Genomic DNA, 23,292 nt, shown 5'->3' with positions numbered 1-23,292 from the left:
AGAGGTGGATAACTTGGAAAACTTAGAAATTATACTGGAGAATTTCCGAAAAGATGAATTAGACAATTTAATTTTTCATGAACTTAAAATTAACTTGAAAGAAATCAAGTCCTCCCATTTTTTTGATAACAATAGTGGAGCAGACATTGAATTTCATCAAATTAAAAGTTTTAAGGAAGTACTTTCACCGAGTGGAACGGGCAATGTATTTCTAAGCCAATTGGAATTAGGATGTTGTATTAAAGATGTGGTGATTGTATTTTCATTCGATAAAGAATTTGGAGATATTACTTTTAATTTCTCTGAGAATGGAATATATGAAGGCAAAGGTACTGATGTAAGGCTGAATATCAGAAAAATATTAGAAACTCTAGTGAGCCTGAAAGATAAATTCAATATACCAAACATCAGAATCGGCTTTGAGCCAGCATCTGATGATGATACTTGCATAGTAAATATTGGTAAGGGTAAATTCGATTTAGAGAGTGCAGTAGAACTTATCTTGAGCTAGTACTAAGAACCTTACTCTCAAGTTTTTTTGGTGGGGCAACCCAGTGCCGAATGAACCCATCATTCAACCAATAACACATATAACCCATGTAATACCCGTATAAAGTTTCTTCATTTCTACTGTACGCACATCAATGTTTTGAATTTTATCACCTAAATAACGCTACTGCGTTACATTGATCAGGTCGATTATGGTTCGAAACCACCATGATAGACCTGTTTTTTTGTTATCTTCGTTTTCTTGCGGATTTATTATTTAAGCATTATCACGATATTTACGGTGGAAGGAATTGATCGAATCTTAGTGTGGGATAAGACGACGCTTAATATTGTTAGGATTTAACTGAATATATGGAAAGGACACGACGGATATACAATGTCTTAGAGCTCGTTGGTATGATCCGAATGCGGGAAGATTCGTCTCCAAGGACCCGTACCAAGGCACCATCGCAAATCCGCTAAGTTTGAACCGGTATTCGTATGTGGAGAATAATCCGTTGATTTATGTGGATCCGAGCGGGCAGTATATCATGCCTATGGAGCCAACTCCTTAGTTAACTTGTGCAGTTAGACATGGAAAATTGTAAAACAAACCTTGACGCACAGTTCAAGGGAGGGCAAAAGGCCTTTGAAGTGGTTTATCTGGACGATGCCAAAACTTTAATGAGCAAAGATGCAAGTGGTCTCGAAAAAGCTGGGACACTTATTCAGATTATTCCGGTTTTCAAGGCATATAAAGTTGTCAAAAAGACAGATAAGGCAATAGACTCAGGTAAGGAAGTTATTAAATACACTAAAAAAGCAAAGAAAGCATGTAACTGCTTTACAAGTGGAACTAAGGTTCTTACAGACGAAGGGGAGAAACCTATCGAGGAAATCGAGGTAGGTGACAAAGTTCTAGCCAAAGACGATGAAACAGGCGAGATGGCTTACAAGGAAGTCGAGTGGCTCTTCCAACGTGATGTTGAGGAAACGTATAATATTACTGTTGGTGGCGAAGTCATAACAACAACTGATGAGCATCCGTTTTGGATTGTCGGCAAAGGATGGGTGGAAGCACAGCATCTTGCGGTGGGCGATGTTCTGACAACCTCAGATGGTATTAAATTAGCAATAGAAAAGATTGAGGTTAAGCAGGAACATGTTACAGTCTACAACTTTAAGGTGAAGGACTTCCATACCTACTTTGTATCTAACCTTGGTATTTGGACGCATAATGCATGTGGACCGTATCAGTGGGGGAATAAAAATACATTACAAGACCATTTTGACCGACATGGCTCTGACTTTGGGGCGAAGAATTCTACTGAGTATGCGCAAATGGCTAATGATTTCTTTAAGAATAGAAATAAATACGAAGTAAAGGTAGATACTGACGGTACAATTAGAGTTTATGACCCAAAAACAAATACTTTCGGTTCTTACAATGCTGATGGAACATCAAAAACATTTTATAAGCCAACAAGAGGACGAGCTTATTGGGATGACCAGCCCGGAAAATGAGGAGGATTACATGAATCGAGTTTGCTTAGTGTGCAACTATCAGGAACTATATGAACCACCGTATGATAATAGAGGTGTACCTTCTGACGAGATATGTCCATGCTGTGGATTCCATTATGGTTTTGATGATGATGGGTACAGCAACAAGGAAGAGGCTTTTAAACTGTGGCTAGATAAGTGGATAAAGGATGGTTGTCCATGGTTTTCTAAGAGTAGGAAGCCACCAAAAAATTGGAATCCTGCTGAACAACTAAAATAAGAAATAAAATTTACTTTGACCTTGAGGGTGGCGATCCTCAAGGTCTTTCTTTTACCCCCACCCAGTGCAGAATGAATCGAGTGGTACACTTTGAAGGAACCTAACCTTCATCTCCTCCGTATGATATTCCTCTAATATGTTTGTACGTGAGATTTAATGAAAAGGTAAAGTTGAACAGGTCGATTATGGCCAGATGACACCATGCATGACCTTTTGTTGACTTAAAATAAACCCAAAGATGTCCAGGAACTTACAAACTTACTGAATGAAGCGCGGGAGAAATCAGAGTTCAGTAAGAAGAATAAATACTATCAGGTATATAAAGATTTCATCTGGGAACGCTACGATTTTGGATCCTTTATGGATGAAAACCAATATAATTACTTGTACGGTTTGGTAACAGGGACGAGTGCCTATACCAATAATGCTGGTACAGCAAGTTGGGCGAGAGAACAACTAGTCGATGCGTATTTCGAACAGAAAGAAGCAGAATATGTCGCATTACTCGCACTTGGAATGGCTGGCGGCATAGGTGGTAGATATACGGGGGCTAAAAGTGGTACTAAGGGGACGGGGAATGCGTTAATTCGGTGAGCTACCAATACATCTGAACTAAACGTAAAACAATTTAATGGGTTAACAAATAATGGAGTAATGATTTGAGTAGCGATAGAGTTAAGGCATTTCATATTAATGTCAATCCTGAGGGTAAAGAGTTCTACCAGCCATATAAGTTGGACGGGGCTGTTCCGCAATTTATTAAGGATTTATTTGGATGGTGATAAGATGAGTGGTATTAAATTATACCGAAGCATCGTAATTGAACAGATATTTCATGAGTTTAAAGAACAACGAGGAATTTCTCTATTTAATCATTCATCAAACAGTAATAATATTGAGGATTTTATTTCAACGGCCTATGTTCTCTGTCCCAATATTATTGAGATCAATGGTTATATATTTATTGGCTGATTTCTTCGAGACTCAAGAGGATAAAGCACTTGATAAGTTATTGAAGTTAGAGGCACAATTCAATTCTAATAAAAGGCAAATAGAACAATGGGTTAATAGCTGGAGTTTTGGGGATTTTTTTATGGGAAAAGACTGTGAGTCTATGGATAATGAAAAAGTTTTGAAACAATTCGGTGATATCTTGGTATTTTATTGGTCTAGAAGAGCAAAAAAGAATTGTTTCCAGACAGAAATATTATTGTTGAATATGGTGAAGGACTTATGGGAGATCTAGGTCTTTCAATTACTCTATATGAGAAATGACTAATGTGAGATTCCCTTGAGATTGCTAACCCTCAAGATCTTGGAGGAAATAATACTTGGCATTGACCAAGTTCATGAGCGAATAAAGAAAAGGCAGGGAACTACAGAAATAATTTAAGACTTTGGGGACTACAATCCTCAAAGTCTTTTTCTACCCTCTCCACCCTAAGGAATCGGGTAGCACAGCTCCTTCTTAAAGAAACCTGCTTATCACAAGAATCACACCAATGATTCCAACTAAAATCAACAAATTGGTGATTTGTCGCCACAACCCGGGTACTCCTGTGGAGTGGAATTTTTGTTCATTGGCATCGAAATGCGCCTTGGCGCCGTGCGGATCGGCGGGATGAGAGAAGGGTTTTCCATGATCGTTGTTATTATCCATGAACCCTGCCTCCTTTCGTCATTGAAATTATTGTACCAGTTTTTAACTTTCACCACACCGATATAAGCTATACTATATTCAAACGATAGGGGAAATGGGGTGCCAGATGAACGAAGAACGGAGAGACGAGATCGGGCGGAGGTTTCTGTTGACGCCGGAGGTTTCGCAGGAAGAGCTGGATGGGCTGGAGATTCAGGAGCTGATTTTTTTGGTGCATGCAGCGAAGCGGTTTAAGGCGGAGGAGGCTTACCCGGATGTGTATTTGGATGAGCGGATGAAGGCTTTCCTCGGCGTGCTATATGAAAAAATAAAAAACGCCCCAACCCTTTACGTCGCGTACGACCAGGCAACCGGATATCCTTACGTGGATGAGGAGGACCGGGTATGGATGTTCTCGCAGCAGGCATTTGCCGAGAATGCGGAGGATTATTTCCGACAGCAGCTGCTGATGTTGGAGATGCAGCCGATCGGCGGGGAAGACCTGCTAAAGACATTTGCACAGCTTCATATTTTAGGGTTATCCAAGGTCCTTGTAGACAACGGACAGTATCATATTGAAATCGAGCGGGACCAAATCCTGCCGCCGCCGGATTGGACAGGGACGCCGGAGATCCGCATTCCCGTATCGAATCCCAGTTTGCAGCGGGCAATGATTCGGTTCTTCCAGACGCTGCATGCACCAACAGGCGATTCAGAGGCCCGAGGCCAGCAGCTCAACGTACTGGAGGCCGAGATGCTGGATGAAATCCTGCAGGCGAAGTTCCTGGTACCTATGCAAGTGAAAGAGTCTGACCCAGCACCTGCAGATGAGCAAGGCATGAGAACCTTAAAGCAAGGGGCGATTCTGCAGTTTGGCGTGCTCAGCGCGAAGGATGGCTCGACATGGCTGCCGGCGTTTACGGATTGGTTGGAGTTCGAGAAGGTTTACGATAAAACGGTTTGGAGCAGCAACGTCGCCTCCTATGACGATCTGTTGACGGTATCCGGAAACTTAGAAGGTGTCGTCATTAACTGCCGCGGCATTTCCCTGCAAATCGACGCGAAAAATCGGGAGCGGATCGAAGCCTACCGTCAAGAGCGCGGCGTGTAGCCTCGGCTCGGCGATCCACCAACCAAGTAACCCGCGCTTCTGCCTGCCGGGGAGCCCCGTCGCAGCGCGGTCATGGTCGCATAAATCCCCCGACTTTGGCACAACCTTCCTGCATGGATGTTATTTGTTCAGGGAAGGTGGATGGGGCTGATGATGTGGCTCTTTGTTTTGATTGCTCTTGTGGTGCTTCTGGCCGTTGGATGGGATCTATTTCGGAGGCTGTACCCGCCCTTTGGCGGGAAGCCGTCGCCCGCTGACCTTCAGCGCTACCGACAATCTCCGAATTATAAAGGAACGAAGTTCGAGTACCCGTTAGTAACGAAAGTATATAAACCGTCTCTCGGCAGTTTCTTTACGATGCTGCGCGAATATGTGCAGCGGAGACCCGAACTGAAGCCCAAGCGGCCCTTGCCCCAAGTCAAGCTCGATCGGGAGGCGATGGAAGAGATCGAGGAGGATACGGTGATCTGGTTTGGCCATTCGGCGCTGCTGCTGCAGATCGGGGGAGCCCGGCTGCTGTTAGACCCGATGTTTGGCCAGACCTCGTCGCCGATCGCCGGCGGCAAAAGATTCAACCGTGAGCTGCCCTTCGGCCATCTGGACGAGCTTCCTCCGGTGGATGCCGTCGTGTTGTCTCATGATCACTATGACCATCTGGATTACGGGACGATCCGGCGAATCCAAGATCGGGTTGGGCAATTTATCGGACCGCTGGGCATTCGTTGCCACCTGGAGCGGTGGGGCGTCGAGCCTGCTCGAATCCGCGAATACGATTGGTGGGAGGAGCTGGAGTTGCATGGCGTGAAGTTGGCTTGCACGCCGGCCCGGCACTATTCGGGGAGAGGGCTCTTTAGCCAGAACGGCGGACTCTGGTGCTCCTGGGTGATTACCACGCCGGAGAAGCGGGTTTATTTTAGCGGGGATAGCGGGTATGGTCCGCATTTCAAGGAAATTGGCGACAAATACGGCCCCTTCGATCTCACCTTGATGGAATGCGGCCAGTATGACGACCGATGGTGGGATATTCATATGCTGCCGGAGCAAACGGTGCGGGCTCATCTGGACGTGAAAGGGAATGTGTTGCTTCCTATTCATTGGGGAACTTTCGCGTTGGCGATGCACAGTTGGTATGATCCGATTCGCCGGCTCAGCTTAGAAGCTAGATTGCGGGGGGTTTCACTAGCGACGCCCAAAATCGGGGAGCCAGTCCGGATTGGGGGTTCGGAATACCCGACCGAGGTGTGGTGGCCAGCCGTCAGCGCAGCGCGAAAGGATCCCAAGTTTCGCGGGGCCCGTCCGTCCGGTACAATGGAGTAGGAAGGATGAACTTCTAGCTGGGGAAGGCGTCAAATCAGAGCAGATTTTGCAAGGACGATTACGAAGGAGAACGCGATGAACGAACCAAGCGCACATCCGGATGCCGGATGGAATTTTGATAATAGTTATGCTAGATTGCCGGAGTTTTTCTACACGAAGCAGGAGGCCAAGCCGGTTCGAGCGCCGCAGCTGATTGTGCTTAACGACAAGCTGGCAGCCGAGCTCGGGCTGAATGCGGAGGCGCTGCGAAGCGAGGAGAACGTGGCCGTCTTCGCCGGCAACCAGTTGCCGCCGGGGGCGGAGCCGCTGGCCCAGGCCTATGCGGGCCATCAGTTCGGGTATTTCACGATGCTGGGGGACGGCCGGGCCCTGCTGCTCGGGGAGCAGATCACGCCTAGCGGCGATCGCTTCGACATCCAGCTCAAGGGCTCCGGCCGGACGCCGTATTCGCGCGGCGGGGACGGGCGCGCCGCGCTGGGTCCCATGCTGCGGGAGTATATCATCAGCGAGGCGATGCACGCGCTGGGCATACCCACGACCCGCAGCTTGGCAGTGGTGACCACCGGGGAGACGGTGGTCCGCGAACAGGACTTACGCGGGGCGATTCTCACCCGCGTGGCGTCCAGCCATGTGCGCGTCGGTACGTTCCAGTACGCCGCGCAATTCGGCGAGCTGGCGGACGTCCGCACGCTCGCCGACTATGTGATCCAGCGCCATTACCCGCAGCTGGCCGAGCTCGCCGACACCGGCGAGGCGGGCCGCTACCTGGCGCTGTTGCGGGAGGCGATCCGGCGCCAGGCCGCCCTGATCGCCCAATGGCAGCTCGTCGGGTTCATCCACGGCGTGATGAACACCGACAACATGGCTCTTAGCGGCGAGACGATCGACTATGGGCCCTGTGCCTTCATGGACGCGTACGACCCCGCGACCGTCTTCAGTTCCATCGACCGTCATGGCCGCTATGCTTACGGCAACCAGCCGTCCATCGCGGTGTGGAACTTGTCCCGGTTCGCTGATAGCCTGTTGCCGCTGCTGCATGACGAAGAAGAGCAAGCCATTCGGCTTGCCGAAGAAGCGCTGAAAGGCTTCGCCGGGCAGTTCGAAGCGGCTTGGCTGCAGGGGATGCGGTCGAAGCTCGGCATGTTTGGCGAACAGGCGGAAGACGCCGACCTGATCCATGACCTGCTCAGCCTGATGCATCAGCACCAGGCCGACTATACCAATACGTTTCTCGCATTGACCTTCAGCCGGATGGAGGAGCTGCCGATGGCGTGCACGCCGGAATGGGCGGGCTGGCTGGAGCGTTGGCAGGCGCGGCTCGTTGGGCAGCCGGAATCGGAAGACGCGGCCCGGGAGCTGATGCGCCGCAGCAACCCGGCGGTCATCCCGCGTAACCATCGGGTGGAGGAAGCGCTCGAAGCCGCTGTGGAGCGGGATGATTACAGCGTGATGGAGCGCCTGCTGAGCGTGTTGGCCGAGCCTTTCGCCCATACGCCGGAACAGGCAGAATACGCTGAGCTGCCGCCGTCCAGCGACCGGCCGTACCGGACGTTTTGCGGGACATAATGGTTCGGCAGGTTTCCCGACCGGGCCATTCCGGATCGTGAACCAGATGCTGAAGGGGAATTACAAGACTTTTCAAGAGTCTGACTTCCGGCTGCTGGAGAGCGACCGCGCGATGTTCGACTGGGCATGCAAACAGGCGTATATCGCCCTCGACAACATGCTGACGGCTGCAGCACTCATCGGCGTAGATTCCTGTCCGATTGAAGGGTTTGACCGGCTGTACGATTCAGAAATAGACCGTTTCCTTGGTGAGTGGGCGGTCTATTTCTTTTTAAAGTAGGTAAGCACTTTCCCTCATTTGGCATTGCCCCTGCAATGCAGTATACTCTGCTTGAATCCTTCACTTCTCCACTCTATACATAGGAAAAGGCGGTATCCTGCATGTATATTGCTTTAGGTATCTTACTTGTCTTCATCATCGGCGTCACGCTCTTTCTTCGTCTGCACCCGGCCTTTGGCGGGAAGGCTTCCCCTGCAATGCGGGCGCGTTACGCACAATCCCCGAACCGGCAGGGCAGGAAGTTTGTGTACACGGAACCTGCTTCTCCACCCCAGCCTGCTTCGGGCAATATGATTTCGGTGCTGCGGGATTACCTGCGGGGCAACCCGCGAGTAAGGCCGGATCGGCCGCTTCCGGTCGTGCAGCTGACGCCGGAGACGCTAGGGCGCCTGGACCGCGACATGGTGGTTTGGCTGGGGCATTCGGCCCTGCTTCTGCATTTCGGAGGCAAGCGCCTGCTGCTTGATCCGATGCTGGGTCTGTCGCCCACGCCGGTCCCTCCTTTTGGCGGCAAGCGGTTTAACCCGCAGCTGCCGTTTGATTTGGAGGATTTGCCGGCCGTCGATGCGGTGATCTTGTCCCATGATCACTACGATCATTTAGATTATGGGACCATCAAGGCGTTGAAAGATAAGGTGGGGCGTTTTATTGTCCCGCTAGGAGTGGGCAGCCACCTGGAACGCTGGGGCGTGGAGCCGGGGCGGATCAGCGAGCATGACTGGTGGGAGGAGCTGGAATGGAGCGGCTTGAAGCTCGTTTGCACGCCCGCTCGTCATTTTTCGGGACGGGGCCTTGCGAATCGGAACGGCACATTGTGGTGCTCCTGGGTGATTGCGTCGCCGGAACGTAAAGTATTTTTCAGCGGGGACAGCGGGTATGGTCCGCATTTTCGGCAGATCGGCGAGAAGTATGGGCCGTTTGATTTGGCTTTGATGGAATGCGGACAATACGATCCCCGGTGGATCGACATCCATATGCTTCCCGAACAGTCGGTGCAGGCACATCGGGACGTACAGGGCGGCTTGCTTCTCCCGATTCACTGGGCGGCGTTCACGTTGTCGCTGCATGATTGGAACGATCCCATTCGCCGTGCGACAGCAGAAGCCGAACGCCAAGGCGTACCTATCGCCACTCCGAAAATCGGCGAGCCGGTGTATCTCGGAGACCCGGCGTACCCTAAGGAAGTATGGTGGACTTAAAAAGAATGAGGCTCTCCCGAAGTGCTAATACCTCGGAAAAGCCTCTTTTTTCATGTCGAGAGTCTTACTTGTACCCCCGGAACTTCTTCCTCATGACCTTCTCCTCCAGTCGAATCCGGTTGAACAACGTGATCAGATGGAGCACGAACAGTGGGATAAACACGACCCAGCCCTGCGAAATGATTGCGAAGCTGAGCACCTCCGGGATCATGTTCAAGTAATAATTGGGATGCTTGACGCGCTTGAATAGCGGAGTTTCGATCAATTGGTGGCCCTTGGCAATATAGATTTTGAAGGTCCAGAAGCGTCCCAGCGTACGGATGACATAGATGAGCACCGCCATCGCGAACGCATAAACGACCAGACCGATATAGGTATGCACGCCGACGGGCACATCCTCCACGATAGCATAACCGATCGTGCTGAGGTAGATCAGAAACTGCACGACGATCAGCGCCCGGCTGTTGGTCTTGCCGAATTCGAGGCCTCCGTGAGCCTTGATGCGAGCTTCATTCCGCCCCGAGACAATAGCCGAAGGGACACGAAGCAAAGTTAGTATAATGAGAATGATGCCGGTCACCATGGTTGGTTCCTCCTTAAACATGCACGAAAACGGCAATAAGCGCCACGTCATGCGGATTTTAAAAGACGCTTCTTCACTGTACGATCTGAATGTTAATGCCATGTTAAAACAGCGTCTTAAGGTCCAGCCCGGACTTCATCTCATCCTACATGAAATCAAAGAAATACCGCGTCACGTGAAAAAAGACCGGCGACGTATACGTTAAGCTGTCGACCAAGCTCAGGTAGCTCCTCTTCAAGGATTGAGCCTTGTCGTCGTCCCCGATGAGCAAATCCCGCTTTAGGACAGAGATGGTGGTGCTGCCGATAAAGCCGCCCAACCCGATCAGCATCCCGGCGAACAAGCCAAACGAAGAACCTAGCGGCGTCAGGAACGGAGCCAGGATGTAGGCTGCCAGGGACGTCACCACGAACGAGCACGCGAAGCCCTCCCACGTCATAAACGGATTCGCCGTCGGCACAACTTTATGTTTGCCGAAGTACGACGAAGCGGCATAATGGACGATATCATTGAGCTGGGTCAGCACGACCAGAAAGAGCACCAGACCTGCCCCATACTGCGGCGTGGCGAACGGGAAATACGCGAGATGGCTGAGACCAAACACCATCAGCATCAACCCCCACTGAACCCGGCTCACGCTGCGCAGGAACCCGGCTGTTCCTTTGTTAATCATGCGAGGAAGCGGCAAGAACAGGAACACATACACCGGAATAAAAACGATAAACATGCCGTACCATTCGATCAAGATCCAGTAGAACTGAACTGGAATCGCCAGATACGCCCACAGGAACAACCGACGCTCGGATTTGCGTGAGCGGATCATGGAGAAGTATTCTTTTAACGCGAAAAAAGATAGCAGCATCACCGCAAGCAACGATACGACCGGATTAAATAAGGTGGCCAAGCAGAGAATCAGCCACATGCCCCACCAGGTGCGCAGGCGCTGGCTAAAGGCTAAATAAGTCTCACCGCCGGGCCCGGGAACTTTCGGTTTCAGGACCACGCAGATGAGATGAATCGCTGCCAGGACCACGAAAATCACGATCATCGTCCATTGCAGGTTGTTTAGCATGCTCAATCCCAACTTCCTCAGGAGGTAGATTCCACCAAAGGAATCATATGTTATTATGGAGGAATAGTCTAGATATAGTCTACATGGGAGAAGGGGAATTTCATCCATGGCCGCGGAACGCTCGGTATATATTTTACTTACGAATACAGGAACACTCTTCACCAAAATGATCAAAGGATACACAAGGGCGCCTTACAATCACGCCTCGATCTCGTTCAATCGGGAGTTGTCGGAGTTGTACAGCTTTGGGCGGAAGCATCCGAATAACCCGCTGAACGGCGGATTTGTCAAAGAGGATATCAAGACCGGTACGTTCAGTAAGTACCCGAACACGACCTGCGTCATTTATGAGCTAAAGGTGACCCCGCGTGAGGTGGAGAAAATGGAGCGCGTGCTTCAACTGTTTATTCGCAAGCGCCAAAAGTTCCTGTACAACATTCTTGGCGTCATCGGCATCGCTTTGAAGGAGCCGATTGAGTTCAGCAACTCTTATTTTTGCTCGCAATTCGTGGCGGAGATTCTGGAGCGCTCGGGGATCAAACTGTGGAATAAGCTACCTGCGCTGGTGACGCCGGACGATTTCCGGAAGTGCGATCGGCTTCAGCTCATCTATGAAGGGAAGCTCAGCGAATACGAGCCGTAGACTGCGGAATTTTTTTTAGACTCCCTCTTCCCCTTCTCGTGTGAATATGATACGCTGTCGTTAACTTATTAAAGATGTTTAAAAAGTAGTGGAGGTACCTCAATGAACGAAATGCCAGCCACGCCGAAAGAGATGAAGCAGGTGATCCGCAGCGGCATCCGCTCGGCACTGCTGGCGATGGGCAGCGCGACGAAGGCGGAACTGAGCGGGAAGCTGGACGTCAGCTTTCCGACGATCAGCAAGTTTCTGGCTGAAATGAAGGAGGCCGGAGAGATTGCGACCATCGGGATAGACGATTCCAGCGGCGGCCGGCGGGCGGAGCGTTACGCCTATAATCCAGAGTATATGCTGGGTCTGGCGGTGTTTCTGGAGCGGGAGGAGACGAATTACACGGTCTTTAATTGTCATGGCGAAGTGAAAGAAGAAGGTCGCAGGCCAAGTCTGCTGGCGGATCCCGGGGACAGCCTGGCGGAGTTGATCGGCGAACTGATCGACCGGTTCCCGAAGCTTCAGTCGCTGGCGATTGGCGTACCCGGAGCGGTCAATCAAGGCCGGATTATTCATATTCCTGCTTATGAGGCATTCCAGAACTTCGATCTGAAGAGCACCCTGGAAGCGCGTTTTGGTCTCCCTGTCGTTGTGGAGAACGATATGAATGCGGCGGTGTGGGGGTATTACCACAGCATAGATCCGCGCGACAACCCGTCGCTGGTCTACCTCTATTTCGGCCAAAATGGCCCCGGGGCCGGGATCTTGATCAACGGTGACGTTGTGAGGGGGCATTCATTCTTCTCCGGCGAGGTCTATTATGTCCCGCAATACGAGGAACGGAACTTCGGGCAGGCGCTGCAGGCGGGACGAAATCTTGGCCCCGGCAGAGCTGGAGCGGGGCCCGAGGGAGTGGATGCCGTCAGCCGGTTGGTCGCGGCCTGTACAGCGCTGATCAATCCGCATACTATAGTGTTCTGCCATGATGAGGTGAGTGTCTCTTTGTTGAACGAGATCAAAGTGCAAAGCGCGCAATACGTGCCGGCCGAGCATCTGCCCCGGCTGATGATGAGCGACTGGCGGCGGGATTATTTGACCGGCTTGCAGCAGTTGGGACTTCATCTGATGATATCAACCCGTGGATAGGAGAAGGAGATCCAAACAGATGGCAACATTCTTTCTATTGATCATTTATTTAGCTTTTATCAGCTTGGGGCTGCCTGACTCGCTGCTCGGCTCGGCCTGGCCGATCATTCGCGGCGAGTTCGGCGCTCCGCTGGGGACTGCCGGCGTCTTATATATGATCGTCGCCGCCGGCACGATTGTATCCAGCTTGGCCAGCGGCTCGTTGCTGGGCCGGTTCGGCACAGGCAAGGTGACTCTGGTCAGCTGCCTGATGACGGCGGCGGCCTTGCTCGGTTATTCGGCGGCACCGTCGGTGTTCTGGTTTGGCGTCTTTGCGATTCCGCTGGGGCTGGGCGCTGGGGCGGTGGACTCCGGGCTCAACAACTATGTGGCTGCGCACTACAAAGCGCATCATATGAGCTGGCTGCACTGCTTCTGGGGCGTTGGCGCAACGCTGGGGCCGGTCATCATGGCCGGTTTTATCTCCGGCAGCGGGCACTGGCGCAGCGGTTATTTGACCGTGTCGATGATTCAATTCGCGCTGGTGGTGATTTTGCTCTTCTCCTTGCCGCTCTGGGATCGTGTGGCCCGGATCGCCGGCGATTCACGGAAGGAAGAGTTGCGTGAGATGGAAGCCGAGCAGCCGGACGAACGCCCGGTGAAGCCGCTGCGGATTCCCGGCGTCAAGCTGGCCCTCGCATCGTTTCTGTTCTATTGCGGGGTGGAGTCTACGGTCGGCTTATGGGGCAGCAGCTATCTCGTTGGCATCAAAGGAGTGGATGCGGCGACGGCAGCGAGCTGGGTTTCGTTGTATTTTGCCGGGATTACGGTGGGCCGCTTCATTGCCGGGTTCGTCACGTTTAAATTAAGTAACCGTGTGATGATCCGCGCAGGCCAGATTATCGCTTTGTTCGGCGCCGTTGTGCTGGTGCTGCCGCTCCCCGCGGCTCTGTCTCTGGTCGGCTTACTGATCATCGGCCTTGGCCTTGCTCCGATCTTTCCATGTATGCTGCATGAAACGCCGGTTCGCTTCGGCAAGAAGCAATCTCAGAAGATCATGGGCTATCAGATGGCCATGGCATACACCGGCAGCACGTTTATGCCGCCGTTGCTTGGGTTCCTGGCTTCACATTCCACGATTGGCGTGTTCCCGGTGTACATCGTGCTGTCGGCAGCAGCGATGTGGCTCTTCTCCGAGCGGCTGAACGTTTTCTTGAAAACAAGAGGCCATGCCTCGCAAGAGAGCGTGGCTTCTCCGCAATAGTCTGTCTTATCAGAAGCTAGCTTCGTTAGGTACGTATAACCTATGAGCTAGCTTCTGGATTCTCATTGTTCCCAGCGGGGAATGGGGACAAACCCGTATTGTTCCGTCACCCGGCTTTCTGGGCTAGAAACACGCCATAGGATAAATGGTTCCGGTAACGTTGCAGGAAAGCTTCATTCTCTCTGAAAAAGGTACCCACGGCGGGATCCTGCAGCGCCTCCAGGTCAATGATCCGGTACGGGTCCCAAGCGTTCTGCCAATCGAAGGCTATCGCTCTGCCTCCGTTCCCTTTCTCGTTATGTCGTCCATTTGGGGCGGCATCGGGTTCTGGTCTCCACTGCCGAACCTCCTGAAAACCGGCATCCCGCAGCATCCGCATCCAGGCGGCAGCGTCAGGCAAGCGCAGATTGCCGTACAGCTCGCGCATTTCCCTCTCCAGCGCAGGGTGAGGCTGGGTCTGAAACAGCTCGCGGTCCCACACTTGCCCGCCCTTGCGCAGGACGCGATGGTATTCACGGAACGCCTTCACCGGATCGGCGGTGAACACCGTAACGGACTCGGCGATGACCGCATCATAGGTGTCCGAGCGCAGCGGGATGGCGGTGATATTGCCTTGAATCCATTCGATTTGCAGTTGCTGCTGCTGGGCTCGTTGCTCGGCTTTCTCCAGCATTACGATACTTTGATCCATCGCCGTGACCTGTGCTCCCATCTGGGCTAACAGGCAGGCTGTTCTGCCCGTTCCGCAACCTACCTCCAGCACGCGCAATCCAGGTGTTATGCCAATAAACTCCATAAAATCAAGGGTTCCCTGAAATCCCCCTGGATGTGCCGAGCCTTCCCCCACGGCGGCGATGATTTCGTGGTAGTTCATCCTATAGCTGCCCCTCCTTTATCAACTTCCCGACTTCTCTCAACAGCAGAATATGCCGCGGCGCCTCCAGCGCGATTAAGATAGGCGTTCACCTTGGGAGTGGCCTCGGTTTTGAAGATTTGTTTTCATTAGCGGGACATTCGCCCTGTACAAATACCCGGGGGATGAATAGGATAAATGAGCATTCGAGAGGGGAGGCACGAGTCTATGCAACAGATCTATCCGCTTAGCGTAGATACCTGCAAGCCGCATATCGGCAAAACCGTATGCGCGGTACTTCGGGACGGCCGCTATTACATTGGTACGATTACCGATGTGAACGAAAAGGGCATTCAGCTGAACGGAGGATATGCTTCGGGAGCCAACGTTCTCTCTACCCAACCCGCTAAAGCCAAGAAGCAGCTCCAGCAGCTAAAATCCAAATCCAAAGGCAACCCTAAAGCGTCAACTAAAGCGGTTCCCCACACCAACGAGCAGGCACTAACGAAGGCGTATGGGTATGGGCCGGGGTATCCGTATTACGGGGGATATGCAGGAGGCGGCTATCCGTACTATCCTCCTTACGGCGCCTATGCGTTTGATTGGGCGGCGATCGCTTTGCTGTTCCTGATTCCGTTTCTGTTTATCTGATCAGGCCTGTGCCGATATGCGGCGATTCGAGTCAATTTCGTATTTTGCGGAAATTGGCTCTTTTTTTGTGCAAGTTTATAGAAGAAAACGCTTCATAAAAGGGCTTTCCGATGTATAATGTACATAGTTGTAGACAAGTAGACAAGATTACGCGGAAAAGAGGTTGAATCATGTTCAGAGCTACGGAGGACCAGGAATTCTACGAGTTGCTAAGCCCTACGCTCCTGCCTAAAGCGTCAGGATTCTTATGGAACGAAACGATGATGATTCACATGAACTGCCGGGGATATGCCGTTGCCCAATTTATGCAGCCGGAGCCGGCCAAGTATTCGCATGCCCCAAACCTGGAAGCGAAAACGTTTATGCAGCCGGAACAACCGTACTATGCGCATCATCCGGGCCGTTTCGTGTATGTGAAGGACGAGGAGGATCAGAGTCTGTTTTCGGCACCGTATGAACCGATGCGGGTTAAGACCGACAGCTATTCTTTTGCCTTGGGACAGAGCCGGATTGTCTGGAAGGTCGAGCATCAGGGCGTGTTGATTGAGATGACCCTCAGCTTGCCGAAGAAGGATCCGCTGGAGCTCTGGCGGGTGAAGGTGACGAACGTATCGCAGCGGGCGCGGAAGCTGAGTATTTACCCGTACTTTACCGTTGGTTATATGTCTTGGATGAACCAATCCGGCCAATACCATGAGGACCTGCGGGCGATCGTCTGCTCTTCGGTGACGCCGTATCAGAAGTACCAGGATTACGACAAAATTAAGTTTTTCCGTGATAAAACGTTCCTGATTGCCGAACACACCCCGGTGTCTTGGGAAGTGAACCAGGAGGCGTTCGAAGGCGAAGGCGGGATCACGCGTCCATCCGCGTTGGAGCAAGCGGAGCTGTCGAAGGGAGATGCGCGGTACGAGACACCGGCAGCGGTCATGCAATACCGGATGGAACTGGCGGCAGGAGAAACGCGGGAATACCGCTTCCTGTTCGGTCCGGCCCGCGATGAGCAGGAGATTGCGCAAATTCGGGAGACGTATTTTGGCAAGGCTGATGGTGCATTGGGTGAGGATGGATTTGTGGCTGCTGAACGTGAATACGACCAGTACATCCGGGAAGGTCGAGGTTGCCTGACGATTTCCACTCCTGACAAGGACCTCGATCTGTTCGTCAATCGCTGGTTGCCGCGGCAAATTTATTATCATGGCCAGACGAACCGCCTGACCACAGATCCGCAAACCCGGAACTATTTGCAGGATCATATGGGCATGAGCTATATCAAGCCGAAGATCGCGCGGGCCTCGTTCTTAACGGCGCTGAGTCAGCAGAAGGCAAACGGCGCCATGCCGGACGGGATCGTGTTGCATCCGGACGCGGAACTGAAATATATCAACCAGGTGCCGCATACGGACCACTGTGTCTGGCTGCCTATCTGCCTGAGCACGTATTTGGATGAAACAGGTGACTACTCAATTTTGGAGGAAAAGGTGGCCTATGCCGACAGTGAAGAAGCCGAACCTGTATATCTCCATGTTGATAAAGCGATGCGTTGGTTGATGAACGACCGCGACGAGCGGGGGCTGAACTACATCAATCAAGGCGACTGGTGCGACCCGATGAATATGGTTGGCTACAAAGGGAAAGGTGTATCCGGATGGCTGACGATCGCCACGGCGTATGCGTTCCAGGTCTGGGCCGGCATTTGCGAGAACAGCGGACGGCCTGAGGTTGCCCGGGATTACCGTGCGGCGGCGGAGGAAACCAACGAAGTAGTAAACCGCTACTTGTGGGACGGCAATTGGTATGCACGGGGCATCACTGACGATAACGTCGTGTTTGGGATTAGTACCGATGAAGAAGGCCGGATCTTCATCAACCCGCAGGGCTGGTCGATGCTGAGCGGCGCGGCCGATGCCGATAAACGCGAGAAGCTGATGCGCGCAGTTCGCGAGCAGTTAGAGACGCCATACGGCGTGGAGAAGCTCGCACCTTCCTACACGAAGATGCGCGAGGATGTCGGCCGGGTTACGCAGAAGCACCCGGGATCCGCGGAGAACGGTGCGGTGTACAATCATGCCGCCGCCTTCTATATCTACGCGTTATATACGGTGGGTGAGCAGGACGACGCGTTCCGGCTGCTGCGCAAAATGCTGCCCGGCCCGGATCTTGAGGACATCGTGCAACGGGGGCAACTGCCGGTATTCATCCCGAACTATTACCGGGGAGCTTATCGGCAATTCCCACGGACGGCAGGGCGCTCCAGCCATCTGTTCAACACGGGCACGGTGCCGTGGGTGTACCGCTGCTTGATCGACGGGCTGTTTGGCGTGCAGGGCACGAAAGACGGCATCCGCGTGAATCCGCAGCTTCCGTCCCATTGGAACGAGGCAGCGATTACGCGCGAATTCCGTGGAGCCACACTGCATGTTGAAATTCGGCGGGACGCAGCAGTAGCGGAGACAACAGTTTACGCGGATGGCGAGCTGCTGCCGGAAGGTGTGCTGCGGAATGTGCAGCCGGGCAAGACTTATCGCGTGCAGGTGAAGCTGCCTGCCGGAGCGTAAGCGAAAGCGGCGGAGGAAAAAGCAAGAAGCGTAAGTGTGATGGGATCCCCCTCGCGCTTGCGCTTTTTTTGCGTTGTCTGTTTGGTATTCCATGCGTCTCCCTCATCAAATTTAAGAAAAACTTTATTTTTTCCTCCCATTCTTCTTAATTTATAAAAGGTATCTTAAGGGGGAAGAAAAGCTAGGGGGAAATTGACGTGAAGAAGTTGATCCTTTGCCTGATGATCCTGGTGCTGCTGGGATACGGGGTTTCTAAATTTAAGGCCGAAATCGTGCGGACGCCGGAGGACTCAGATTCAAGACCGCGCGTAGAGGACGTTGAACCCAATAATGATCCTGCTTCCGATTCGTTGCAGGGTGCAAAGGGCATGACGATTGATGTCACCAAGGAGATGATATATCAGGGCGATTTGCTGCTGGTGAACAAGGACCATCCCGTTCCCAAGGGGCTGCATCCTGAGGAAGAAGCGGTAAGCCTGATCAAGAATCCTGAGTTCATCGACGGATTTGGCGTGTTAGATAACCAAGTCTTATTGTCGCCGCGGTTGGCGGAGCGCTTTGCAACGATGGTGAAGGCCGCTGGGAAGGAAGGGATCAACCATTTCCTGATCAGCAGCGGGTATCGGGACGAGGAGAAGCAGGACGAGCTGTACCGCCAAATGGGTTCCAAGCTGGCATTGCCGGCCGGATACAGCGAGCATAACTTGGGGTTGTCGCTGGACATCGGGTCGTCTCAAGCGGAGATGAACGCGGCTCCGGAGGGCCGGTGGTTGAAGGAGAATGCGTGGAAGTATGGGTTTATTTTGCGATACCCCGACGACAAAACGGCGATCACGGGTATCCAGTTCGAGCCTTGGCATTTTCGGTACGTGGGACTGCCGCATAGCGCCATTATTCACAAAAACGGGTTTGTATTGGAGGAATATATGGATTACTTAAAGGAGCAACAGTCGGTGAGCATCACCGTACAAGGCCAGAAGTATCATGTCTTCTACTACCGGGTAACCCAAAAACAGACCATTCAAGTGCCGGTGCAGGGCAGTTATGAGATTGCTGGCAATAATATGGACGGCGTTATCGTCACCGTTCGCGAGTAGTTTAGCAGTGAGCCCGAGTCTGGAGATCATGAAAGTGAGGGATCTGATGGAGCCCAGGGGAGCACAACGCTGGCTGAAGGACGTGAGCATTTGCGCGCTGTTCGCCTTGTATATATGCCTTTTGGTAAAAATTATTTTGTTGAAGTTTCACCCTGTGGAGCCGGCCTGGCTTTGGGGACGATTGCTATCGAATTTGCATTCCCCTGACTTTCTAGGTCAACGATTGCAGGCAATCTCGTTCCTTTGCGGGAAATTACGCGAAGCCTAAAGGGGATGACGGCGCATGAGATGGTCAACCTGTTTGGCAATGTGCTGATTTTTATGCCGTTTGGGCTACTTCTGGGACTGATGTTCCGCCACAAAGACATCACCTGGATCGAGACACTGCTTTACGCATTTGCGGCTAGTTTCAGCTTGGAATGTGCCCAGCTTCTGCTGGCGATCGGTCAATTTGATGTGGATGATCTCATCCTCAATACGGGTGGAGCGTTACTTGGTTATTTCGTGTACCGCATCCGAGCCGCCGCATTGAAGCAGCAAGGTGCGGTTCGCACAGAAGAAGGATAAAGATAAGAATATCGGGGGCGTGTGATGAGGATCAATCATTATGCAAACTTTTTGTAAGTTGCTTGACAAAAGGAACCATGGCGGCTATCATTAACTCAAGTTTAATTAATCCAAATTAAGGATATTGGAGAAGTTCGGAATCATGTCTGGTGGTGTGACAGCATTGTTTCTGGGGCAAAATGTCATGTGGATTAACGAAACCATAAAACCAATCAAGGAGGAATAGAACCATGTCTAAATTGAACATCGGGATTATCCTGGGAAGCACCCGCGATGGGCGCGTGAGCCCGCAAGTCGGAGAATGGGTGAAGAAGCATGCGGAAGCTCGCGGCGACGCGAATTATGAAATCGTTGACATCGCGGATTTCAAACTGCCGTTGCTCGGCGAAGCCGATGCCAGTGAGCAAGCAGCGGCTTGGAATAGCAAGTTGAACAGCTTGGACGGTTTCGTATTCATCGTGCAAGAATATAACCACAGCATCACAGGTGCTCTGAAGAACGCGATTGACTATGGGCGTGAAGCGTGGAACAACAAAGCTGCTGGGATTGTCAGCTATGGTTCCGTAGGCGGCGCTCGTGCCGCTGAACATCTGCGCGGTATTCTGGGCGAGCTGCTCGTTGCTGACGTGCGCACGCACGTGGCCCTCTCGCTGTTCACCGATTTCGAGAACTACAGTGTCTTCAAGCCGGCTGACCTGCACTTGAATAACCTGAATGCCATGCTGGACCAATTGCTTGCTTGGAGCGGTGCGTTGAAGACACTGCGTTAAGATTTATTCCGACTTCGATTTTGAAACCCCTGTGCCTAAATGATATGGCGCGGGGGTTTTTTGCATGATTGTCGGTGCAGGTTAGGCCTCGTATAATTAAAATTTGGAACGTAAAAACACAGTCTGGTTGGTAGTCCAGACGCACGGAGCTTTGGGGCCGTGTCAGTAACCTTCCCCCCTCGGGATGTCCGTCGTTCCGATTGATTAGAGGGGGATTGTGCAATGAAATTGACGGTTTATCATGATGGCCAGTTTTGGATCGGTGTCATCGAGGTGCAGGAGCAGGGCAAGCTGAAAGCTGCGCGCTACATTTTCGGGAAAGAGCCGAAGGATGAGGAAATTCTCGAGTTTATTCGCTGTCGGCTGGACGCTTTGCTGGAACGACTAACCCAGGAGGTTGCCGTTAAGCCCAGCGAGGTGAAACGGGTCAGCCCCAAGCGGTTGGCCCGGCAAGCTGCTGCAGAACTGAACCGAAGAGGGGCCTCCACCTTTGCCCAGGAGGCGATCCGGCTGGAGTACGAGCAGCGCAAGCGGATCCGCAAGCTCCAATCCCGGGAACAACGGGAGGCAGAGAAGGAGCGGATTCGAGAGCTAAAAGTTCGGAAGGCGAAGGAGAAGCACCGCGGACGTTAGGGGTGATCTCGTTCTCCATCATGCGTCAATAGGAAGAAAGAAGATGGCGAAGCGGGACTTTCGTTCCTGCTCGCCATTTTCTTTTTAGAAACATCTCAATGATATCGATCTTCTGGGGTACGTCGGCACTGTGATGTTTCTCATATCAATGGTTCGGCAGCGTCTGCTAATTGTACCTTAGGAGGTGGACGACACATGAAAGTCAATTATTCCTTGAAGGGAACGCCGGATCTCAAAGAGATCAAGGAGTCCCTGAAACCGTTTGGCGGGCGCTGCGCGAAAATTGTCGATGGAACATTGGAATATCAGATTAAGGATGAGAATGAGAAAGCCGCGTACGAAGCGATGAAAGCTAAGGGTTATATCGGTTAATTCCAGGATTGAAGCCAGCATAGAACACACTAATTACTACAGTAAGTGTCCCTCATTTTTTTGGATGAAGGGGCGCTTTTTTTGTCGAAAAATGGGGATTGACGAATTTGTATATACAAGTTAAAATGAAAACGCAAACAAAACATGTATATACAAGTTGGATAAGGGTCGATTGGCATCATGTTCTGTCGTTTGCTGCAAAATAAATGAAATCATCTTCTAGGACAACAAGAAGGAGGAACCATCCATGAGTAACTATACTCAACCGGCAAACGATTTGCTGAAGCATGTCGGCGGCCGCGAAAATATTTCGGTTGTCACTCACTGTGCAACCCGCATGAGATTTGTGTTAGTTGATCCGAAGAAAGCGGACGTCGAACAGATCCGGGCAATCAAATTGGTCAAAGGCACGTTTACCCAAGCTGGTCAGTTTCAAGTCATCATCGGTAACGAAGTGGCATCATTCTATAACGAGTTCATCAAAATTGCCGGCGTCAGCGACACCTCGAAAGAGGAGGCAAAGGAAGCTGCCAAGAAGAACATGAACTTCCTGCAGCGAATGATTGCGCATTTGGCAGATATATTTACCCCGCTGATTCCAGCCATTGTGGTCGGGGGTCTGATCCTCGGCTTCCGCAACATTATCGGGGATATCAAAATGTTGGACGGCGGTACGAAAACCCTGGTCGAAGTATCGCAATTCTGGGCTGGAACCCATGCGTTCCTCTGGCTAATTGGTGAAGCAATCTTCCACTTCCTCCCGGTCGGCATCACTTGGGCTGTTGCACGGAAGATGGGCGCTACACCGATTCTCGGCATTGTGCTGGGGATCACGCTTGTCTCGCCTCAGCTGCTTAACGCGTATAGCGTGGCTGGTGCAACGGAAATTCCGTTTTGGGACTTCGGGTTTGCCAAGGTAGAAATGATCGGTTATCAGGCACAGGTCATTCCAGCGATCCTGGCGGGACTGGTGTTATCCTTCCTGGAGTTGAAGCTGCGTAAAATCGTGCCGCAATCGATCTCGATGATCGTGGTTCCGTTCTTTGCACTGGTGCCTACCGTTCTGCTTGCCCACACGGTGCTTGGGCCGATCGGCTGGCATATCGGTTCGTTTATCTCGAATGTAGTCTACTCGGGTCTGACGTCTTCGTTCGGCTGGCTGTTCGCCGCGATCTTCGGATTCGCGTATGCGCCGCTGGTCATCACCGGGCTGCATCACATGACGAATGCGATTGACTTGCAATTAATGAGTGAGCTCGGCGGAACGAACCTGTGGCCGATGATTGCGCTCTCGAATATCGCACAAGGCTCGGCCGTGCTGGCCATGATCTTTATCAATCGAAAAAATGAAGAGGAGAAGCAGGTCTCCATCCCGGCAACCATCTCTTGTTACCTCGGGGTTACGGAGCCGGCGATGTTCGGGATTAACTTGAAGTACGGATACCCGTTCCTCGCTGCGATGATCGGGTCGCTGGTGGCAGCTGTGATCTCGGTTGGCACGGGTGTCATGGCTAATTCCATCGGCGTTGGCGGATTGCCAGGCATCTTGTCCATCCAGCCGCAGCATATGGTGACCTTCGCTTTGGCAATGGCCGTAGCGGTTGTGATTCCGTTTATCCTCACGATGGTTTTCGCGAAAGCTAACATCGGCAAAGTATCGTTCAAGAAAAATTAAGCATCCGGCGGAGGAACAGATTTGTTCCTCCTTTGCGATTTTTGTGGGAAAGGGAAG

23 protein-coding genes and 1 pseudogene are annotated in these 23,292 nt (G+C 51.9%); 20 read left to right on the top strand and 4 right to left on the bottom strand.

Annotation, left to right across the window (positions count from 1 at the left end; genetic code table 11):
• The first annotated feature begins 4 nt into the window (after positions 1-4).
• From C812_RS19785 to C812_RS22645, 4 genes are all read left to right on the top strand, one after another.
• Complete coding sequence (locus C812_RS19785) at positions 5-511, top strand: hypothetical protein (protein WP_307719288.1); 507 nt, start codon at positions 5-7, stop codon at positions 509-511.
• Positions 512-857: 346 nt separating this feature from the next.
• Positions 858-1,064, top strand: coding sequence for an RHS repeat-associated core domain-containing protein (locus C812_RS22035; protein WP_084770883.1), 207 nt, complete (start codon positions 858-860; stop codon positions 1,062-1,064).
• A gap of 19 nt (positions 1,065-1,083) precedes the next feature.
• Complete coding sequence (locus C812_RS21675; protein ID WP_016314418.1) at positions 1,084-2,013, top strand: polymorphic toxin-type HINT domain-containing protein; 930 nt, start codon at positions 1,084-1,086, stop codon at positions 2,011-2,013.
• A gap of 619 nt (positions 2,014-2,632) precedes the next feature.
• The gene (locus tag C812_RS22645; RefSeq protein ID WP_016314417.1) at positions 2,633-2,866 is read left to right on the top strand and encodes a hypothetical protein; all 234 of its coding nucleotides are present in this window, start codon (positions 2,633-2,635) and stop codon (positions 2,864-2,866) included.
• Between the two features lie 874 nt (positions 2,867-3,740).
• Here the strand turns inward: C812_RS22645 and C812_RS19770 are convergent.
• Positions 3,741-3,932, bottom strand: coding sequence for a hypothetical protein (locus C812_RS19770; protein ID WP_016314416.1), 192 nt, complete (start codon positions 3,930-3,932; stop codon positions 3,741-3,743).
• A gap of 106 nt (positions 3,933-4,038) precedes the next feature.
• On the opposite strand from C812_RS19770, the gene C812_RS19765 reads away from it, so the two are divergent.
• The 5 genes and pseudogenes from C812_RS19765 to C812_RS19745 all read left to right on the top strand — a co-directional run bounded on the left by C812_RS19765 (position 4,039) and on the right by C812_RS19745 (position 9,384).
• Positions 4,039-5,022 (top strand): SseB family protein, encoded by a 984-nt coding sequence (locus tag C812_RS19765; protein ID WP_036626022.1) that lies wholly within the window; start codon positions 4,039-4,041, stop codon positions 5,020-5,022.
• A gap of 150 nt (positions 5,023-5,172) precedes the next feature.
• Complete coding sequence (locus C812_RS19760; protein ID WP_016314414.1) at positions 5,173-6,339, top strand: MBL fold metallo-hydrolase; 1,167 nt, start codon at positions 5,173-5,175, stop codon at positions 6,337-6,339.
• Positions 6,340-6,414: 75 nt separating this feature from the next.
• A complete protein-coding gene (locus C812_RS19755; RefSeq protein WP_016314413.1) occupies positions 6,415-7,905 on the top strand; it encodes a protein adenylyltransferase SelO in 1,491 nt (496 codons plus the stop codon).
• A 61-nt stretch (positions 7,906-7,966) separates the two neighbouring features.
• Positions 7,967-8,152 (top strand): annotated as a pseudogene (locus tag C812_RS19750) (nitroreductase family protein); the annotation flags it as partial.
• A 134-nt stretch (positions 8,153-8,286) separates the two neighbouring features.
• Positions 8,287-9,384 carry an MBL fold metallo-hydrolase gene (locus C812_RS19745; protein WP_016314411.1) on the top strand — a complete coding sequence of 366 codons (1,098 nt, stop codon included), beginning with the start codon at positions 8,287-8,289 and terminating at the stop codon, positions 9,382-9,384.
• 64 nt (positions 9,385-9,448) lie between these two features.
• On the opposite strand, the gene C812_RS19740 is transcribed toward C812_RS19745, so the two are convergent.
• On the bottom strand, positions 9,449-9,967 hold the full coding sequence (locus C812_RS19740; protein WP_016314410.1) for an isoprenylcysteine carboxylmethyltransferase family protein: 519 nt from the start codon (positions 9,965-9,967) through the stop codon (positions 9,449-9,451).
• A gap of 145 nt (positions 9,968-10,112) precedes the next feature.
• Entirely contained in the window at positions 10,113-11,039 is a 927-nt protein-coding gene (locus C812_RS19735) for a phosphatidate cytidylyltransferase (RefSeq protein ID WP_016314409.1), read from the bottom strand.
• 106 nt (positions 11,040-11,145) lie between these two features.
• Between C812_RS19735 and C812_RS19730 the strand changes: the two genes are divergently transcribed.
• The 3 genes from C812_RS19730 to C812_RS19720 all read left to right on the top strand — a co-directional run bounded on the left by C812_RS19730 (position 11,146) and on the right by C812_RS19720 (position 14,059).
• Positions 11,146-11,682, top strand: a complete 537-nt coding sequence (locus tag C812_RS19730; protein ID WP_016314408.1) for a hypothetical protein — start codon at positions 11,146-11,148, stop codon at positions 11,680-11,682.
• A 102-nt stretch (positions 11,683-11,784) separates the two neighbouring features.
• Positions 11,785-12,816 carry an ROK family transcriptional regulator gene (locus tag C812_RS19725; RefSeq protein ID WP_016314407.1) on the top strand — a complete coding sequence of 344 codons (1,032 nt, stop codon included), beginning with the start codon at positions 11,785-11,787 and terminating at the stop codon, positions 12,814-12,816.
• 19 nt (positions 12,817-12,835) lie between these two features.
• Complete coding sequence (locus C812_RS19720) at positions 12,836-14,059, top strand: MFS transporter (RefSeq protein WP_016314406.1); 1,224 nt, start codon at positions 12,836-12,838, stop codon at positions 14,057-14,059.
• A 106-nt stretch (positions 14,060-14,165) separates the two neighbouring features.
• Here C812_RS19720 and C812_RS21670 read toward each other — a convergent pair whose 3' ends face one another.
• A complete protein-coding gene (locus tag C812_RS21670) occupies positions 14,166-14,933 on the bottom strand; it encodes a class I SAM-dependent methyltransferase (RefSeq protein ID WP_016314405.1) in 768 nt (255 codons plus the stop codon).
• Between the two features lie 207 nt (positions 14,934-15,140).
• On the opposite strand from C812_RS21670, the gene C812_RS19710 reads away from it, so the two are divergent.
• The 8 genes from C812_RS19710 (at position 15,141) to treP (ending at position 23,235) form a co-directional block, all read left to right on the top strand.
• Entirely contained in the window at positions 15,141-15,563 is a 423-nt protein-coding gene (locus C812_RS19710) for a hypothetical protein (RefSeq protein ID WP_016314404.1), read from the top strand.
• A 170-nt stretch (positions 15,564-15,733) separates the two neighbouring features.
• On the top strand, positions 15,734-18,121 hold the full coding sequence (locus C812_RS19705) for a GH36-type glycosyl hydrolase domain-containing protein (protein ID WP_016314403.1): 2,388 nt from the start codon (positions 15,734-15,736) through the stop codon (positions 18,119-18,121).
• A 221-nt stretch (positions 18,122-18,342) separates the two neighbouring features.
• Positions 18,343-19,218, top strand: coding sequence for a M15 family metallopeptidase (locus C812_RS19700; RefSeq protein ID WP_425270104.1), 876 nt, complete (start codon positions 18,343-18,345; stop codon positions 19,216-19,218).
• A 222-nt stretch (positions 19,219-19,440) separates the two neighbouring features.
• Positions 19,441-19,785, top strand: coding sequence for a VanZ family protein (locus C812_RS19695; RefSeq protein ID WP_279626238.1), 345 nt, complete (start codon positions 19,441-19,443; stop codon positions 19,783-19,785).
• Positions 19,786-20,015: 230 nt separating this feature from the next.
• A complete protein-coding gene (locus tag C812_RS19690; protein WP_016314399.1) occupies positions 20,016-20,555 on the top strand; it encodes an NADPH-dependent FMN reductase in 540 nt (179 codons plus the stop codon).
• Between the two features lie 222 nt (positions 20,556-20,777).
• Positions 20,778-21,188: a YjdF family protein gene (locus tag C812_RS19685; RefSeq protein WP_016314398.1), complete on the top strand. Its 411-nt coding sequence runs from the start codon at positions 20,778-20,780 to the stop codon at positions 21,186-21,188.
• A gap of 195 nt (positions 21,189-21,383) precedes the next feature.
• A complete protein-coding gene (locus C812_RS22635; RefSeq protein ID WP_016314397.1) occupies positions 21,384-21,560 on the top strand; it encodes a hypothetical protein in 177 nt (58 codons plus the stop codon).
• A 247-nt stretch (positions 21,561-21,807) separates the two neighbouring features.
• Positions 21,808-23,235: a PTS system trehalose-specific EIIBC component gene (gene treP / locus C812_RS19680; RefSeq protein WP_016314396.1), complete on the top strand. Its 1,428-nt coding sequence runs from the start codon at positions 21,808-21,810 to the stop codon at positions 23,233-23,235.
• The last annotated feature ends 57 nt before the right edge of the window (positions 23,236-23,292 follow it).

This window comes from Paenibacillus barengoltzii G22, assembly GCF_000403375.2.
Classification (GTDB): Bacteria; Bacillota; Bacilli; order Paenibacillales; family Paenibacillaceae; genus Fontibacillus; species Fontibacillus barengoltzii.
The sequence above is the reverse complement of the archived record's forward strand: the minus strand, read 5'-3'. Positions and strand labels throughout refer to the sequence as shown.